General features: G+C 63.9%; 14 protein-coding genes. 12 read left to right on the top strand and 2 right to left on the bottom strand.

The annotated features are described in order from the left end of the window. The first annotated feature begins 13 nt into the window (after positions 1-13). Positions 14-874 carry a diaminopimelate epimerase gene (gene dapF, locus IV454_RS09585; RefSeq protein ID WP_206091292.1) on the top strand — a complete coding sequence of 287 codons (861 nt, stop codon included), beginning with the start codon at positions 14-16 and terminating at the stop codon, positions 872-874. A gap of 193 nt (positions 875-1,067) precedes the next feature. Here dapF and IV454_RS09580 read toward each other — a convergent pair whose 3' ends face one another. Continuing rightward, complete coding sequence (locus IV454_RS09580) at positions 1,068-2,714, bottom strand: tetratricopeptide repeat protein (RefSeq protein ID WP_206091291.1); 1,647 nt, start codon at positions 2,712-2,714, stop codon at positions 1,068-1,070. 454 nt (positions 2,715-3,168) lie between these two features. Here IV454_RS09580 and IV454_RS09575 point away from each other — a divergent pair, with 454 nt between their 5' ends. The 10 genes from IV454_RS09575 (at position 3,169) to IV454_RS09530 (ending at position 13,245) form a co-directional block, all read left to right on the top strand. Beyond that, on the top strand, positions 3,169-4,230 hold the full coding sequence (locus IV454_RS09575; RefSeq protein ID WP_206091290.1) for a porin: 1,062 nt from the start codon (positions 3,169-3,171) through the stop codon (positions 4,228-4,230). A 276-nt stretch (positions 4,231-4,506) separates the two neighbouring features. Continuing rightward, entirely contained in the window at positions 4,507-5,790 is a 1,284-nt protein-coding gene (locus tag IV454_RS09570; RefSeq protein WP_206091289.1) for a porin, read from the top strand. Between the two features lie 121 nt (positions 5,791-5,911). Then, positions 5,912-6,574, top strand: a complete 663-nt coding sequence (locus IV454_RS09565; protein WP_206091288.1) for a DUF484 family protein — start codon at positions 5,912-5,914, stop codon at positions 6,572-6,574. Between the two features lies 1 nt (position 6,575). Next, a complete protein-coding gene (locus tag IV454_RS09560; protein WP_206091287.1) occupies positions 6,576-7,523 on the top strand; it encodes a tyrosine recombinase XerC in 948 nt (315 codons plus the stop codon). Between the two features lie 140 nt (positions 7,524-7,663). Further along, the gene (locus tag IV454_RS09555) at positions 7,664-8,725 is read left to right on the top strand and encodes a CobW family GTP-binding protein (protein ID WP_206091286.1); all 1,062 of its coding nucleotides are present in this window, start codon (positions 7,664-7,666) and stop codon (positions 8,723-8,725) included. Between the two features lie 199 nt (positions 8,726-8,924). Then, a complete protein-coding gene (gene dksA, locus IV454_RS09550; protein WP_054265697.1) occupies positions 8,925-9,377 on the top strand; it encodes an RNA polymerase-binding protein DksA in 453 nt (150 codons plus the stop codon). A gap of 290 nt (positions 9,378-9,667) precedes the next feature. Further along, positions 9,668-10,999: an STAS domain-containing protein gene (locus IV454_RS09545; protein ID WP_206091285.1), complete on the top strand. Its 1,332-nt coding sequence runs from the start codon at positions 9,668-9,670 to the stop codon at positions 10,997-10,999. 133 nt (positions 11,000-11,132) lie between these two features. Further along, positions 11,133-11,669: an ATP-dependent protease subunit HslV gene (hslV, locus tag IV454_RS09540; RefSeq protein WP_206091284.1), complete on the top strand. Its 537-nt coding sequence runs from the start codon at positions 11,133-11,135 to the stop codon at positions 11,667-11,669. A 23-nt stretch (positions 11,670-11,692) separates the two neighbouring features. Then, positions 11,693-13,033 (top strand): ATP-dependent protease ATPase subunit HslU, encoded by a 1,341-nt coding sequence (hslU, locus tag IV454_RS09535; RefSeq protein ID WP_206091283.1) that lies wholly within the window; start codon positions 11,693-11,695, stop codon positions 13,031-13,033. An 11-nt stretch (positions 13,034-13,044) separates the two neighbouring features. After that, the gene (locus tag IV454_RS09530) at positions 13,045-13,245 is read left to right on the top strand and encodes a hypothetical protein (RefSeq protein ID WP_206091282.1); all 201 of its coding nucleotides are present in this window, start codon (positions 13,045-13,047) and stop codon (positions 13,243-13,245) included. A gap of 267 nt (positions 13,246-13,512) precedes the next feature. On the opposite strand, the gene IV454_RS09525 is transcribed toward IV454_RS09530, so the two are convergent. Then, positions 13,513-14,211 carry an outer membrane protein gene (locus IV454_RS09525; protein WP_206091281.1) on the bottom strand — a complete coding sequence of 233 codons (699 nt, stop codon included), beginning with the start codon at positions 14,209-14,211 and terminating at the stop codon, positions 13,513-13,515. Positions 14,212-14,230: 19 nt separating this feature from the next. On the opposite strand from IV454_RS09525, the gene IV454_RS09520 reads away from it, so the two are divergent. Next, positions 14,231-14,962, top strand: a complete 732-nt coding sequence (locus IV454_RS09520; protein WP_206091280.1) for a helix-turn-helix domain-containing protein — start codon at positions 14,231-14,233, stop codon at positions 14,960-14,962. Positions 14,963-14,977 lie beyond the last annotated feature (15 nt).

Genomic DNA, 14,977 nt, shown 5'->3' with positions numbered 1-14,977 from the left:
ATATACTGACAAGATGAAACTCAAATTTACCAAGATGCATGGCGCTGGCAACGATTTTATCGTGATCGATGCCATCAGCCAGCAAGTCGATTTCACGCCCACCCAGTGGCAGCGCCTGGCGGACCGGCGTTTCGGCATCGGTGCCGACCAGATCCTGGTGGTGGAAAAGGCACAGAATCCGGAATGCGATTTCCGTTATCGGATTTTTAATAACGATGGCGGCGAAGTCGAGCAGTGCGGCAACGGCGCGCGCGCGTTCGTCAAGTTTGTGACCGACAAGGGCATGACCCGCCAGACCAGCATCCGCGTGGAAACCATGAAGGGTGTCATCACCCCGCGCCTGGAAGCCGATGGCACGATCACGGTCGACATGGGGGCGCCGGTGCTGGAAACCGCCCAGGTGCCGTTCGATGCGGCCGGCCTGGGCGGCTGGGCCGAGGGGCGCGACACCTTGTGGCCCTTGCCGATCAAGTATCAGGGCGGCAAGACGGTATTCGTCTCGGTCGTGTCGATGGGCAATCCGCACGCGGTGCAGGTGGTGGACGATCTCGACCTGGCGCCGGTGCAGGAAACCGGACCGCTGATCGAAGCGCATGTGCGCTTTCCGAACAAGGTCAATGCAGGCTTCATGCAGGTGGTGGACCGGCATCATGTGCGGCTGCGCGTGTATGAACGGGGCGCCGGCGAAACCTTGGCCTGCGGCACGGGTTCGTGCGCGGCCGTGGTGGCCGGCATCCGGCGCGGGCTGCTCGATTCGCCTGTGCGCGTCAGTGCGCGCGGCGGGGAATTGTCGATCGCCTGGGCAGGCGATGGCCAGCCGGTGATGCTCAGCGGACCGGCCGTGACGGTGTTCGACGGCGAAATCACGGTCTAGCTGTCGGCCTCGCGTTCTGGCGCGACTGGCGGCCGCGCCCTTGGGCCGCGCCCTTTGGCCCCGCCCTTGGGCCGCGCCCTTGGGCCCCGCCCTTGGGCCGCGCTTCAACTCTCAGGTCAACGGTATCGGGCTTGCCATTCGGCTTGCCGTTCGGCTTGCCGTTCGGCTCGCCGTCCGGCTCCCGCCCGTCGGCTCAGGCGGCCATTTCGTAGACTTCCACTTCACCGTGCTCCGCATGCGCTCCCTCGGACTCGGGAACCAAGGTCTTGAGGCGGTACAGGCGCTGCCTGTAATTACCCTCCGGACCGCCCGGACCGCAATTGACGCCGTCGAACAGCCGTACGATGCGGTCCAGCGCGTGGCGCTCGTGCATCGAATCGATCACCACCAGGCGCCGTTTGCTGCGCCCGTAGCTGCTGCGGATATCGATTACCAGGCAATGCCCCTGGTCGGCCGCCTTGACGTCGATCAGCAGCGCCTCGGCACGCGTGAGCCCGAACAGGGCCGCCAGCTCCAGGCGCGCGGCCAGCAGCGGATGCGCGCTGCCCAGCCCGTACGCGGTCAGGGCCCCCGTTTCGGTGTAAGCCGCGCCCTCGCAGCGCGGCGCGATCTTGTGCAAGGCCGCCCCCGCCTGCGGACAGCCCTGCAGCGCCGCCTTTTGCAGCCAATACACCGCCCGCACATCGTTGTTTTCATTTTCGCGGCGCGCGCGCCAGGCGCTGTTGCCGCATTCGAGCTGGGCGTCGCGGTAACCCATCTCGGCAGCGCGCTCCAGGTAGCGCTGGGCGTCGAGCACATTGCGCTGGGAAAATTCGGGCTTGATATAGATACGCGAGAGCGCATACCAGGCTTCGGCCAGTCCCTGGTTGCCGGCCAGGGTCAGCCAGCGGATCGCTTTCTTGAAGTTGGCCGATCCTTCGCCGACCGCGATGCGCTTGCCATCGACCTGCATGCGCGCGCACCATAGCCCGACCGCCATCTGGGCGTGGGCTTCGTGCTCGGCCGCGGCCAGTTCGAAGAAATGGCGGATTTCCGCTTCGTCGGCGCCGTGCTCCCCCGCGCCCGCCAGCGCGCCGGCGGCCAGCGCCCGGGCGCAGCGCGACAACAGGGTGACGTCTGCCTGGCTGAGCTGGCCGAGCGCGCGCGGACTGGCGCCCAGTTGCCGCGCCAGCGCCCTGGCCAGCGGCAGCGCGCGGGTGGCATAGGCGTCCATCAGGCCAGCTTCCCAGTCATGGTCGAGCTGCGAGAGCTGGGCCTGCGGCATGCCGCTGTCGGCGGCGCGCTGCAGCCAGCGCGCGTCGGCCGCGCGTTGCGGCGCGGCACCCTGCGCCGCCGCCGGTGCCGGTGCCGGTGCCGGGCGCAGCGCGGGCGCGGCCGGCGCCGGCTCGGGCTCGGGCGCTTCCAGGGTGGCGGCCAGGCGCCGGTGCTGCGACAGCAGCCACTGGGCCTCGGCCAGGCCCGCCGCCGCGCCCGCCTCCAGCGCGGCAAAAGCTTGCTCGCGCCGCGCGGGGCCCGCCACCTCGCCCCCCTGCCCGCCCAATATCAGCTGGGCCAGCACCAGGCCGGCGCGCAGGTTGCCCTCCTCGAAGGCTTGCCCGAACCAGCAGGCCACCGGGCGCTGGCTCTGCAGCGCGACGTCGAAGGGAATATGGGTGCCGATCAGCTGGCAGGCGCTGGCGCAGCCCTGCTGGGCGGCGCGGTCGAGCCAGTGCAGCGCCGTCGGCAAGCTTTTGGGCAAGCCCGCGCTGCCGAACAGATAGAGCGTGCCCAATTCGAGCTGGGCCACGACGCGGCCGGCGCGGGCGCCACGGATGAGCGCTAATTCTTCACGGTTTGCCATGGTTCATGCCATCTCGTTGAGTGGAGGAGATCAATCCGCTGAGTCTGCTACAGCCCGCATGGCACCGGCTTGGTTGCCAATATACAATATTTGCCTGGCTGATGCGGGGGCAGCCGACGTTGTAAAGTCTACGTCAGGCGCGCCGGGCGGGGGACGCTGATGGGCACTTCCTTGATTTCGCACAAAGCTTGTCAGTAAGAATATGTGGAATACCACATGAAAGCTTTTCATTTAAATGCAGGTCTTCTTGCCTGCATCAATACCGTGTGTCGTTTCATAAATACAACAGCACTGCTGGAATCATTGGCTTTCAACCAATTCTACCCCTCATAATCAACCAAGATGGTCGGCAACACATGGCCAAGCAATTAAGGTTTCTTAATCCGAGTGTTCAGGAAATTGAAAACTCGACGCACTGTCGGATTCGACGGATTCACTTTTTAAGGACGTGTACATGAAAAAATCACTGGTCGCTCTGGCACTTCTCGGCGCAAGCGCCGGCTTTGCACAAGCCCAATCGTCTGTGGTCATCTACGGCACGGTTGATGCCGGCATGATCAAACGTACCGACCAATCGCTGGCCATCGGCAAGCGCGCCAATAACACGCTCGGTTTCAAAGGCGTCGAGGATCTCGGCAGCGGCCTGAAAGCCGTGTTCCAGCTGGAAATCCGCTATGAACCGGATTCGGGCACCATCGAGCAGGGCGCCGGCGGCGTCCAGCGTCCGCTGTTCCAGGGTCAGAGCCGGGTCGGCCTGCAAGGCGGCTTCGGCATGGTGCGCATCGGACGCGGCCTGACCGCGTTCCAGGAAAGCAGCACCCAGTTCGAGCCTTTCCACGGCGTGCCCAGCCCTGCCGGTTTCCAGACCGACCTGATGGTCGCCGGCTACACCTCCGATCCGCTCGGCTCGGTGGGCAATTCGACCAACCGCTTCTCCAACGCCGTGTTCTATAACTCGAACCTGATCAACGGCTTCCAGATCAATGCCACGGTCGGCACCAAGGAAGCGAGCTCGGGTTCGGTAGCCATCACCGGCCGCGGCACCCCGGCCAATCCGCAATACCGCGCTGGTTCGGAAGCGTCGGCCAATCCGTATTCGGTCTCGGCCACCTACAGCGGCGCCAAGGGCTCCGTGATGCTGGCAGCCGAACGCAACGCGGTCGAATCGCGCCTGTTCTCGATCGCCGGCTACGTCATGGCCACGCCGGAACTGAAACTGATGGCCACCCGCGTCCAGCAAGACCGCGGCCACACCTTCTTTAACAGCGAAGATGCCCGTTCGTGGGTGGTCGGCGCCAATTACAAGATGGGTTCGAGCAAGATTCTCGCCGGTTACGGCCGCAAGAAACAGGGCGCGCTGAACCAGGGCATGCAGTCGACCAAGCAAATGTCGATCGGCTACGAGTACAGCCTGTCGCCACGCACTTATCTGTATGCCGATGCGTCCAACAAGAAAGGCCCGACCATTCCGTCGAGCATGAATATCTATGCACTGGGCGTCAATCACGCTTTCTGATGCAGGCTAGGAAATGAATCGCGCCGGACATCAGTTCGTCGGATAAAACCAAGGGCGGCGATGGGAAACCATCGTCGCCCTTGTCGCATCCGCCTTATGCTTGTGGTGTTTCAGATAAGACGGTATTGACGTTTTTGCTTCGTCTGTGTCTTTTTCGCAACCAGCTCTTGCACGTGATCCGGGCTTTCTGTACAAGCCTAAAAAACGATGGCATATTGGTCAAAACGAATTAGTACGCACGTTCGTTTTTAAACAAAATAATCTCCTGGAGACACAATGAAAACAAAATTAATCGCTGGTGTAATCGCTACCTGTTTCGCAGCCCCGGTCCTGGCCCAGTCCAGCGTGACCATTTACGGTATCGCCGACGCTGGTTTCATGAAAACCAAGGGTGAATCGGCCAAACTCGTCAGTGGCATCGCGGACGGTTCGCGCATCGGTCTCAAGGGTACCGAAGACATCGGCGGTGGTTACAAGGCCATCTTCAATCTGGAAGCGCGCGTCGAACTCGACACCGGTTCCCAGAGTCCTGGCCTGGTGACCCCGAATCAAGGCTATTACCTGACCAAGGGCATGGATGCCTTCAAGAGCCCGGCCCTGGCCTCGACCCTGGCCGGCATCCGCGGCGGCCTGCAGCCTGCCGTTGCCGTCAATTCCGAGAAAGCCCTGTTCGACCGCACCGCGATGGTCGGCCTGGTCACACCCGTGGGCGCCATCATGCTCGGCCGCATGTACACCCCGGGCTATGAAGTATTCGCCGCGGCCGACGCCTTCGAAACCGGCACCGGCGGCACCTGGGGCGGCATCACCGGCGGCACCGCCGGCTTTACCGCGCTGGGCGCGGACATCCGCTCGCAAAAATCGATCCAGTACCGCATCGCCACCCCGTCCGGCTTCGGCGGCTCGCTGATGTACGGCGCCAAGAATTCCGGCTACCTGGGCCGCTACAACAAGTTCATGGGCGGCGCGGTCACCTACAAGACCAGCATCTTCGACATCGGCATTGGCCACAACCAGGGTGAAGACCTGCAAGGCCGCAAGAGCCTGACCACCACCACCGTGGGCGGTTCGGTCAAAGTGGGCGACTTCAAGTTCTTCGCCGGCTACCACGACCAGGTCAACCGCAATTCGGCCCTGCTGGCCGACTACCTGAACGTGTTCACCGGCTCGGTCGCGCCGGGCTTGCGCGCCGCCGGCGTGCCGGCTCCTAACATCGCCGCCCTGAACAAGATCTACAACGACAACATCACCCGCAACAGCCAGGTCGATGCCTGCAGCTACCAAGTGGGCTTGCACTACCGCCTGGGCCAGGGCCGCCTGATGGCCTCGGCAGCGCGCCAGAACGACCGTACCGCCTCGAACAGCGATGCGACCCTGATGGCGGTCGGTTACGACTACAACATCTCGGCCCGTACCGATATCTACAGCGTGCTGTCGTATATCAAGAACCAGAACGATGGCCAGTACACGCCGGGCGCGGCCGGTTCGCCGGGCGGCTTCACCAAAGTCGCTGGCGAAAACAGCCACGCGGTCCAGATCGGCGTGCGTCACCGCTTCTAAGCGCAGCGCAGCTCCGCAAAAAAGACGCCTCCGGGCGTCTTTTTTCATGGGCGCGCGCAAGCGGTCGGTTAGAATTGCGGGACGTTTTTCACCCGCACCAAGACTTCAAGCAAAGATTTCAATGACCGCCACACTGGACTCCACCGCCGTCGCCGACTACCTGGCCGACCATCCGCACTTTTTCCAGGAACACGCCAAGCTGCTGGGCGACGTCAAGCTGTCGAGCCCCCTGACCGGCAAGGCCGTCTCCTTGCAGGAACGCCAGATGGAAGTGATGCGCGACAAGTACAAGGCGCTGGAACTGCGCATGTCCGACCTGGTACGCCTGGCCGAAGCGAACGCCGCCATCGCCAACAAATTCCACGGCTGGACCCAGACCCTGCTCAAGACGCGCCACGACAGCGACATGCCGCGCGCCCTGGTCGATGGCCTGGCCACCCATTTCGGCGTGCCCCAGGCCACCCTGCGCCTGTGGCAGCTGGCGCCGGCGCATGCGGGCAGCTGGTATGTCAACGGCGTCTCGGAAGATGCGCGCCTGTTCGCCAACAGCCTGCTGGCGCCCTATTGCGGCAGCAACCACGATTTCGAGGCGGTGCGCTGGCTGGCCGACGCCGGCGCGGTGCAATCGACCGTGATCTTGCCGCTGCGCAGCAACGGCAGCGCCTTCGGCTTGCTGATCCTCGGTTCGCCCGATCCGGACCGCTTCACCGCCAGCATGGGCACCGATTTCCTGGTCCATATCGGCGACACCGCCAGCGCGGCCCTGGCCGCCCTGCGGGCCTGAGATGGATAGCGGCGCGAGCGAACTGGACTGGGTGGAATCCTACCTGGCCCAGCTTGCAACCTTGCGCCAGCTCTCGCCCCACACCATCGACGCCTACCGGCGCGACCTGCGCCAGTTGCACCTTCTCGCCAAGGGCGTGCCCTGGCAGCAACTGCGCCAGGCCGACATCCGCCGCCTGACCGCTATCCTGCACGGGCAGGAACTGGGACCGCGCTCGATCGCCCGCAAGCTGTCGAGCTGGCGCGGCTTTTTCGGCTGGCTCTCGCACCAGATGACCCTGGCGGCCAACCCCACCGATGGGGTGCGCGCGCCCAAGCGCCCCAAGCCGCTGCCGAAAGCGCTGGCGGTGGACGACGCCGTGCAACTGGTGTCCAGCACCCCGCCCGGGCGCGCCACCCTCACCGGCGCCGAACTGTGCAACCGCGCCATGTTCGAGCTGCTCTATTCGAGCGGCTTGCGGGTGGCCGAACTGGCCGGGCTCGACGTGGCCTACAGCAAGGGCCGCGATGGCCAGAGCGCCTCGCTCGGCTGGATCGACCTTGCCTCGGGCGACGTGCTGGTCACCGGCAAGGGCAACAAGATGCGCACGGTGCCGGTGGGCAGCCACGCGCGCGCGGCGCTGGCGGCCTGGCTGGCGGTGCGCCCGCCGCCGACCGACGGCAGCAGCGCCCTGTTCCTGTCCGAGCGCGGCACCCGCGTCTCGCCGCGCGTGGTGCAACTGCGCCTGAAACAGCACGCGATCGCGGCCGGCACCCCGGTGCACGTGCATCCGCACATGCTGCGCCACTCGTTCGCCTCGCACGTGCTGCAATCGTCGGGCGACCTGCGCGCCGTGCAAGACATGCTCGGCCACGCCAGCATCACCTCGACCCAGGTCTACACGGCGCTCGACTTCCAGCACCTGGCGGCCGTGTACGACCAGGCGCACCCGCGCGCCAAGGCAAAATAAGCACGCCAAACACCCTTTGCGGGCCACTTGCGGCATGATCCGCATCAAGCGTTATGGCGGTAGTTGGAAGCAAATTGGGAATTCCGGCATAATCGCTCGATTATTCGCCCGGTCCGGGCGCCACACTGACTGATGACAACATGGCCCTGATACCCAGCACCATCCTGACCGGCTTCCTCGGCGCCGGCAAAACCACGCTCCTGAACCGCATCCTGCAGGAAGACCACGGGCTGAAGATTGCCGTCATCGAGAACGAATTCGGCCAGGAAAACATCGACAATGAAATCCTGGTGCAGGACAGCAGCGAGCAGATCGTCGAAATGAACAATGGCTGCATCTGCTGCACCGTGCGCGGCGACTTGATCGTGGCGCTGTCGGCGCTGGCCAAGAAGCGCGAAGCGGGCGAGCTGCACTTCGACCGCATCATCATCGAGACCACCGGCCTGGCCAATCCGGGCCCGGTGGCGCAAACCTTTTTCATGGACGAGGAAGTCGGCGTGCACTACATGCTCGATGCGGTGCTGACCGTGGTCGACGCGCGCCATGCCATGACCCAGCTCGACGAGTACGAGGAAGCGCAGCGCCAGGTGGGCTTTGCCGACAAGCTGCTGATCTCCAAGACCGACCTGGTCGAGCCGGCCGAGCTGGAGGCGCTCAAGGCGCGCCTGATGCGCATCAACCCGCGCGCGCCGATCAGCCAGGTCGACTTCGGTCGCGCCCCGCTGGCCGAGGTGCTCGACATCCGCGGCTTCAACCTGAACGACAAGCTGGAAATCGACCCGGACTTCCTCAAGGCCGAAGAAGCGCACGATCACGAGCACGAACACGTGCACACCGACGCCTGCCGCCACGAGCATGGGCACGATCACGATCAAGCGCATGATCACCATCACGGCCACCACAGCGACGACATCGCCGCCTTCGTGTTCAAGAGCGAGCGTCCATTCGACCCGGCCAAGCTGGACGAATTCCTGGCCAGCCTGGTCAATGTCTTCGGTCCGCGCATGCTGCGCTACAAAGGCGTGCTGCTGATGCAGGGCGCCGAGCGCAAGGTGGTATTCCAGGGCGTGCACCAAATGATGGGCAGCGATCTGGGCGCAAAATGGGGTGAAAACGAGGAACGTGGCAGCAAAATGGTTTTTATTGGCAAAAATTTACCAAAAGATGTCTTTGTCAGCGGTTTGGAACAATGTTTGGTATAAACTATCCGGGTTTTAAGATGCCCGCTTGATCGCACCGGCAGCAAAAAGTCATCGTGGTGCGGTAAGACACGAACAAGGCGGCAGTTCAGCAAGCCGTCAAGGTAGGCGCTTCGGGCGCAGGCATCGCCGCTTTACCGGTGCCTCGGCCGAGTTAGCTGATAAAATGAAAACCACTGTCGTATCGAAGGTAAGTGAAGTCATGACTAAAACAACTAAATCGACCCCCGCCGTCAATACAGAAGGCCATCTCATCTCCGAAGACGAAATTCGGGCCATGGGCGAGAAGGACTATATGAATCCGGCGCAGCTGGCGTTTTTCAAGGCGCGTCTGCAGCAGCTTGAAAAAGACTTGCTCAAGAACGCAGGCGAGACCACCGAGCACCTGCGCGAAACCGTGCTCGTGCCTGATCCGGCCGACCGCGCCACGATCGAAGAAGAACATGCGCTCGAACTGCGCACGCGCGACCGCGAGCGCAAGCTGCTCAAGAAGGTGCAGCAATCGATCGCCGCCATCGACGGTGGCGACTACGGCTGGTGCGAAGAAACGGGCGAGCCGATCGGCATTCCACGCCTGATCGCGCGCCCGACCGCTACCCTGTCGCTCGAAGCGCAGCAGCGGCGCGAGCTGAAACAAAAACTGTACGGCGATTGATCATCGCTGCACGCCACCTCAGAAGAAGCATGCGGGTTCGCCCCCGCATGCTTTTTTGTTTTGCTGCTCCTGCCAAACCGACTCGAAGCTTGCCTATCGGCTACACTATGCTTGCTTGTCCAGGCCGGCGCAGCGCGGAGCTGGCGGCAGGTGACGCCGTCCGGGTCGGCATGCTACCGTGCGGTGGTGGGCGGGTTGGTACCGCAGTGTGTTCAATTACGGCGCTTGGCGCGGCCGGGCGCCTGGTGCGGCCGGCGCAGTGCGCAGCTTAGAACGAGACAGGGAACGACGTGGGTATCTTCTCCATCTTCAACAAGAAGAAAACTGATCAGTCGGGCGCCAAGGCGGCGCCGGACTCGCGCCTGCGCGTCGGCGAACCGTCGCGCCTGGCTGTCGACACCGACGCCGACCGCGCGCGCCAGCGCGAAATCGCCCGTGCCACGGCCGCCAAGATCGATGCGATCGAGTCGGCCATGTCGAACGACATCTTCAACACGCCGGAGCCGGCCTGGGGCAGCGGTCCGCGCAAGGCCAAGCCGCCCGTGGCCGACGGCGCCGCGACCGACACCCTGCCGCTGCTGGAACTGGCCACCACCGAACTGCTGGCCGACGAAGACTTGCCGGACGCGCCGGTGTCGCCCCAGACCGCGCCCGTCATCGAAGAAATCGCCATCATGTTCGCCAACGACCAGATGGCCGTGACCGAACACATGCTGCTCGACAGCCTGGCCGAACTGGGCAAGGACGACCGCACCATCTGGTGGATGCTGTTCGACCTGTACCAGGTGGGCGGGCGCCAGGACGACTTCGACAATATCGCCATCGATTACGCCAGCCAGTTCGAAACCTCGCCGCCCTCGTGGTCGCCGCCGCTGATGCCGCACGGCCTGGAAGAGCGCACCTTTTCCGGGGTCACCCCGACCGAAGTGTTCAGTGGCGTGCTGGACGGTGAAGTGGCCCCGCGCCTGGAACGGCTGCTGCAGCGCGCCGGCGAAAACCCGGTGCTGCGCCTCGAATTTGCGCGCATCCAGACCGTGACCCCGGACGGCTGCGCCCTGCTGCTCGAAACCATCAAGCGCCTGCGCGCCAGCGAGCGCGAACTGATCGTGGCCGGCGCCGCCGAACTGGCCGAGCTGGTTCACTCGACCATCGAAATCGGCAAGCGCGACGCCAGCGAAGCGCCCTGGCTGCTGCTGCTGGCCCTGTTCCAACTGCTCGACCGCGAAAAGGATTTCGAGGAAACGGCCATGGATTACTGCGTCACCTACGAGGTGTCGCCACCCTCGTTCGAGCCGCCCTCGAAGGTGGCCACCGCGGTCAGCATCCTGCATGCGGCGCCGGCCACCGAACGCTTCATGCTGCCATCGGTCATCGAAGGCGCCAGCACGGCCCTGTTCGCTGCCATCGACGCCTACGCCGCGGCCAGCGAAGAAACGGTGCTGCTCGACTGCTCGCGCCTGGCGCGGGTCGACTATTCGGCCGCCGCCGCCCTCCTCAACCGCCTGCGCCCGCTCGCCGCCGATAAAAAAATCGAGCTGCGCGAATTGAACCATTTGGTCGCCGCGCTGTTCAAACTCCTGGGCTTCACGGAAGTGGCCAAGCTGTTCCCGCACAAATACTGAGCGGCGCGGCCGGGTGCCGGCAGCTATCTTGCAATTTCGATTAGCATCCCCATTTCTGGGGTGCAAGCAGCCGGCCAGGCCCGGGAGTTGACTCCTGGCCTGGCGGCGGCTCACTAACTGAGAGGCAACGATAATGGAACAATTTCACGGCACCACCATCCTGTGCGTACGGCGCGGCAAGCAAGTCGCCCTCGGCGGCGATGGCCAAGTCACCTTAGGCAACATCGTCATGAAGGGCACGGCCCGCAAGGTCCGCAAGCTATACCAGGGCAAGGTGCTGTGCGGCTTCGCCGGCGGTACGGCCGACGCCTTCACCCTGCTCGACCGCTTCGAAGGCAAGCTTGAAAAGCACCAGGGCAACCTGCTGCGCGCCTCGGTGGAACTGGCCAAGGATTGGCGCACCGACCGCGTGCTGCGCCGCCTGGAAGCGATGCTGCTGGTGGCCGACCATGAGTCGACCCTGGTCATCACCGGCAATGGCGACGTGCTCGAACCGGAAGACGGGGTCGGCGCCATCGGTTCCGGCGGCACCTATGCCCAGTCGGCCGCCAAGGCCCTGCAGGAAAACACCGACTTGTCGCCGGCCGAGATCGTCAAAAAATCGCTGACCATCGCCGCCCAGCTATGCATCTACACCAATATGTCGCACATCATCGAAACACTCGATTAAGGGGAAGCAGCATGCCAGGCACCATGAATATGACACCCCGTGACATCGTTTCGGAACTCGACAAGCACGTGGTCGGCCAGGGCAAGGCCAAGCGCGCGGTCGCCATCGCCCTGCGCAACCGCTGGCGCCGCCAGCAGGTGGCCGAGCCGCTGCGTCACGAAATCACGCCCAAGAACATCCTGATGATCGGCCCCACGGGTGTGGGCAAGACCGAGATCGCGCGCCGCCTGGCCAGGCTGGCCGACGCGCCCTTCATCAAGATCGAAGCGACCAAGTTCACCGAAGTCGGCTACGTGGGACGGGATGTCGACACCATCATCCGCGACCTGATCGACATCGGCATCAAGCAGACGCGCGCGAGCGAAATGAAAAAGGTGCGCCAGCGCGCCGAGGACGCGGCCGAAGACCGCATCATCGACATCCTGGTGCCGCCGGCGCGCGACTTCGGCTTTAACGTCACGCCGCCGGCTGCCGAAAACAAGGAAGGCGAAGGCACGCGCCAGACTTTCCGCAAGCGCTTGCGCGAGGGCGAGCTGGACGACCGCGACATCGAGCTGGAGCTGGCCGAGGCCGGTCCCCAGATGGAAATCATGGCCCCGCCCGGCATGGAAGAAATGACCGAGCAGATCAAGTCCATGTTTTCCGGCATCGGGGCGGGGCGCAAGAAGCCGCGCAAGATCAAGATCCGCGAAGCGATGAAACTGCTGATCGATGAGGAAGCGGCCAAGCTGGTCAACGACGACGAGTTGAAGCAAAAGGCGATCGCCAATGTCGAGCAGAACGGCATTGTGTTCCTCGACGAAATCGACAAGATCGCCTCGCGCTCCGAAATGGGCGGGGCCGACGTCTCGCGCGCCGGGGTGCAGCGCGACCTGCTGCCCTTGGTCGAGGGCACCACGGTCAACACCAAGTACGGCATGATCCGCACCGATCATATTCTGTTCATCGCCTCGGGCGCCTTCCACCTGGCCAAGCCGTCGGACCTGATTCCCGAGCTGCAGGGGCGTTTTCCGATCCGGGTCGAGCTCGAATCGCTGTCGATCGCCGATTTCGAATGCATCCTGACCAGCACCGATGCCTGCCTGACCAAGCAGTACGAAGCGCTGCTGGCCACCGAGGACGTCAAGATCGAATTCGCCCAGGACGGCATTACGCGGCTGGCCGAGATTGCGTTTTCGGTCAACGAGCGCACCGAGAACATCGGTGCGCGCCGCTTGTACACGGTGATGGAAAAGCTGCTGGAGGAAGTGTCGTTCAGCGCCAGCGAAACCGGCGGCCAGGTGGTGGCGATCGATGCCGCGTACGTGAACGAGCGTCTGGACAAACTGGCCGACAACGAAGACTTGTCGCGCTACGTGCTGTAAGGAGGCGCGCGATGGCAAACAAGGCACTGGCGACGCGGCAGAAAATGCGCATCACGGTCAAACCGACGCAGCAGGTTGCCAAGGTGCGCAATCCGGTGGCCGTGGCAGCCAAGCTGCGCGCCGCCGGACCGCATGCCAAAGGCCCGGCGCAGGAGCGCCAGGCGGTCAAGCGCGCGCTCAAGAAGGCCAAGCTGGAACCGGAGCCGGATTGAGTATTACCCTGCACAGCTGCGGTTTTTCCGCCCTTAAAACTTTCGCTCTCCCCGCAGGCCTAAAAACGTCGTTCCCGCGGAGGCGGGAACCCAGGTCCGTAGAGCCGCCTGTGACTACGGAACGAACTTGGGTTCCCGCCTCCGCGGGAACGACGTTTTTATAGTTAACGGGGATTGGAAATAACAGGCTACCTAGGGCCGCCAGCGGGCGCCCTGGTGGGCGCCCGCGATCAGGCCATCCTTGTGTGCGTCGCCTTGGCGGCCCGCCTAGAACTTGTAGGCGGCACCTAACGTCCATAAATGCACATGTGTGCGTGCCAAGGCGCCGAAACCGGCCCTGAGCAAATCATAATCGCCGGTCAGCGACAGATGCTTGTCGAGCGCATACGCGATCCCCAACCCACCCGTCATGCCGGTCGTTGCGCTTGAGGCGCCACCCAGCTTGCCCGACAAGCGCGTCGTCCCAACCCTGGCGTGCACCGACAGCGCCTCGGTCTCACGCGAACTGATCCTGTACGACACACCCGCGCCATCGAACGATGCCGCCCCGCCCCGCGGGCCAAGGTCGGCCTTGCCGCCCCGGTAAGCCACCAGTTCAACCGAACTGGTCAGCTCAGAACCCTGCCACGCGCTGAACGGCGCAAAGTTAAATCCCGCGAACAGCTTGCCACTGGCATTGTCTTGCCCCTTGCACGGCTGTCCGCCGCCGCAGTCCGCAGTGAACTGCATCCGTCCGATCGCGCCGCCCGCATAGATCGGACTGGTGTCGCCGTAACTGGCGGCGCTGGCGGCACCGCTGAACACGGTCAGCAGGAGGGCGGCAAGCAGCGGGGTTATCGGCATCGGTTGGCTTTCGGTCGGAGCTGTTTCTGGCATGGACTCAGTGTCCTGCTTTTCCTCAAAAAGTCCTATCTGCTTGTGCGAAGCACTGAAATTCGGTACATTGAGTATCGGATAACTGTACATTTCGCCTCAAAGGAATCGCATGAGCTCACCTGAGCTGGTCATACAAGTGCTGCGCGCCGAGTTGCGTGCGGCGGGCATCACCTACAAGGCGCTGGCCGGGCGCATCGGCATGAGCGAGTCGAGCGTCAAGCGTATGTTCGGCCAGAAAGACATGGCCCTGTCGCGCCTGGCGCAAATCTGCAAGGCGGCCGGGGTGCCGCTCGAAGACGTGCTGCGCCGCGCCGCCGATGCCCGTCCCCAGGCCGATACCCTCACCCCGACCCAGGAAAAGTCGCTGATGGCCAATCCGCGCCTGCTGCTCGTCGCCATTTGCTGCCTGGGCAACTGGACGCTCGACCAGATCATCGAAACCTATCAACTGAGCGAACCCGAATGCATCGGCCTGATGGTGGAACTGGACCGCCTCGGCCTGATCGAACTCAAGCCCCTGAACCGCTACAGCATGCGCGTGTCGACCACCTTCCGCTGGCTGCCGGACGGGCCGGTGCAGCAGTACTTCCGCGAGCATGTGGTGGAGGATTATTTCAGCGGCCGTTTCGATGGCGCCGGCGAAACCCTGATGTGCCTGCCCGCGCGCCTGTCCCTGGGCAGTTCGCGCGAATTGCTGGTGAAAATCCAGCAGCTGGCGGCCGAACTGGCACGCCTGCACCAGGCCGACCGCCGCCTGGCCAGCGAGGAGCGCAACGGCGTCACCCTGCTGCTCGGCTTTCAATCGTGGGAGTCGAGTGCCTTTACCGCCCTGCGCCGCTAGCCGCGCCGCGCGCGC

This window comes from Massilia antarctica, from assembly GCF_015689335.1.
In the GTDB taxonomy this organism is placed as follows: domain Bacteria; phylum Pseudomonadota; class Gammaproteobacteria; order Burkholderiales; family Burkholderiaceae_D; genus Telluria_A; species Telluria_A antarctica.
This window is presented reverse-complemented; position numbering and strand designations above follow the sequence as displayed.

Excerpts from the sequence above, each read along its gene's own strand:
- dapF (WP_206091292.1), top strand. The coding sequence starts at position 14 with ATGAAACTCAAATTTACCAAGATGCATGGCGCTGGCAACGATTTTATC.
- IV454_RS09580 (WP_206091291.1), bottom strand. The coding sequence starts at position 2,714 with ATGGCAAACCGTGAAGAATTAGCGCTCATCCGTGGCGCCCGCGCCGGC.
- IV454_RS09575 (WP_206091290.1), top strand. The coding sequence starts at position 3,169 with ATGAAAAAATCACTGGTCGCTCTGGCACTTCTCGGCGCAAGCGCCGGC.
- IV454_RS09570 (WP_206091289.1), top strand. The coding sequence starts at position 4,507 with ATGAAAACAAAATTAATCGCTGGTGTAATCGCTACCTGTTTCGCAGCC.
- IV454_RS09565 (WP_206091288.1), top strand. The coding sequence starts at position 5,912 with ATGACCGCCACACTGGACTCCACCGCCGTCGCCGACTACCTGGCCGAC.
- IV454_RS09560 (WP_206091287.1), top strand. The coding sequence starts at position 6,576 with ATGGATAGCGGCGCGAGCGAACTGGACTGGGTGGAATCCTACCTGGCC.
- IV454_RS09555 (WP_206091286.1), top strand. The coding sequence starts at position 7,664 with ATGGCCCTGATACCCAGCACCATCCTGACCGGCTTCCTCGGCGCCGGC.
- dksA (WP_054265697.1), top strand. The coding sequence starts at position 8,925 with ATGACTAAAACAACTAAATCGACCCCCGCCGTCAATACAGAAGGCCAT.
- hslV (WP_206091284.1), top strand. The coding sequence starts at position 11,133 with ATGGAACAATTTCACGGCACCACCATCCTGTGCGTACGGCGCGGCAAG.
- hslU (WP_206091283.1), top strand. The coding sequence starts at position 11,693 with ATGAATATGACACCCCGTGACATCGTTTCGGAACTCGACAAGCACGTG.
- IV454_RS09530 (WP_206091282.1), top strand. The coding sequence starts at position 13,045 with ATGGCAAACAAGGCACTGGCGACGCGGCAGAAAATGCGCATCACGGTC.
- IV454_RS09525 (WP_206091281.1), bottom strand. The coding sequence starts at position 14,211 with ATGTACAGTTATCCGATACTCAATGTACCGAATTTCAGTGCTTCGCAC.
- IV454_RS09520 (WP_206091280.1), top strand. The coding sequence starts at position 14,231 with ATGAGCTCACCTGAGCTGGTCATACAAGTGCTGCGCGCCGAGTTGCGT.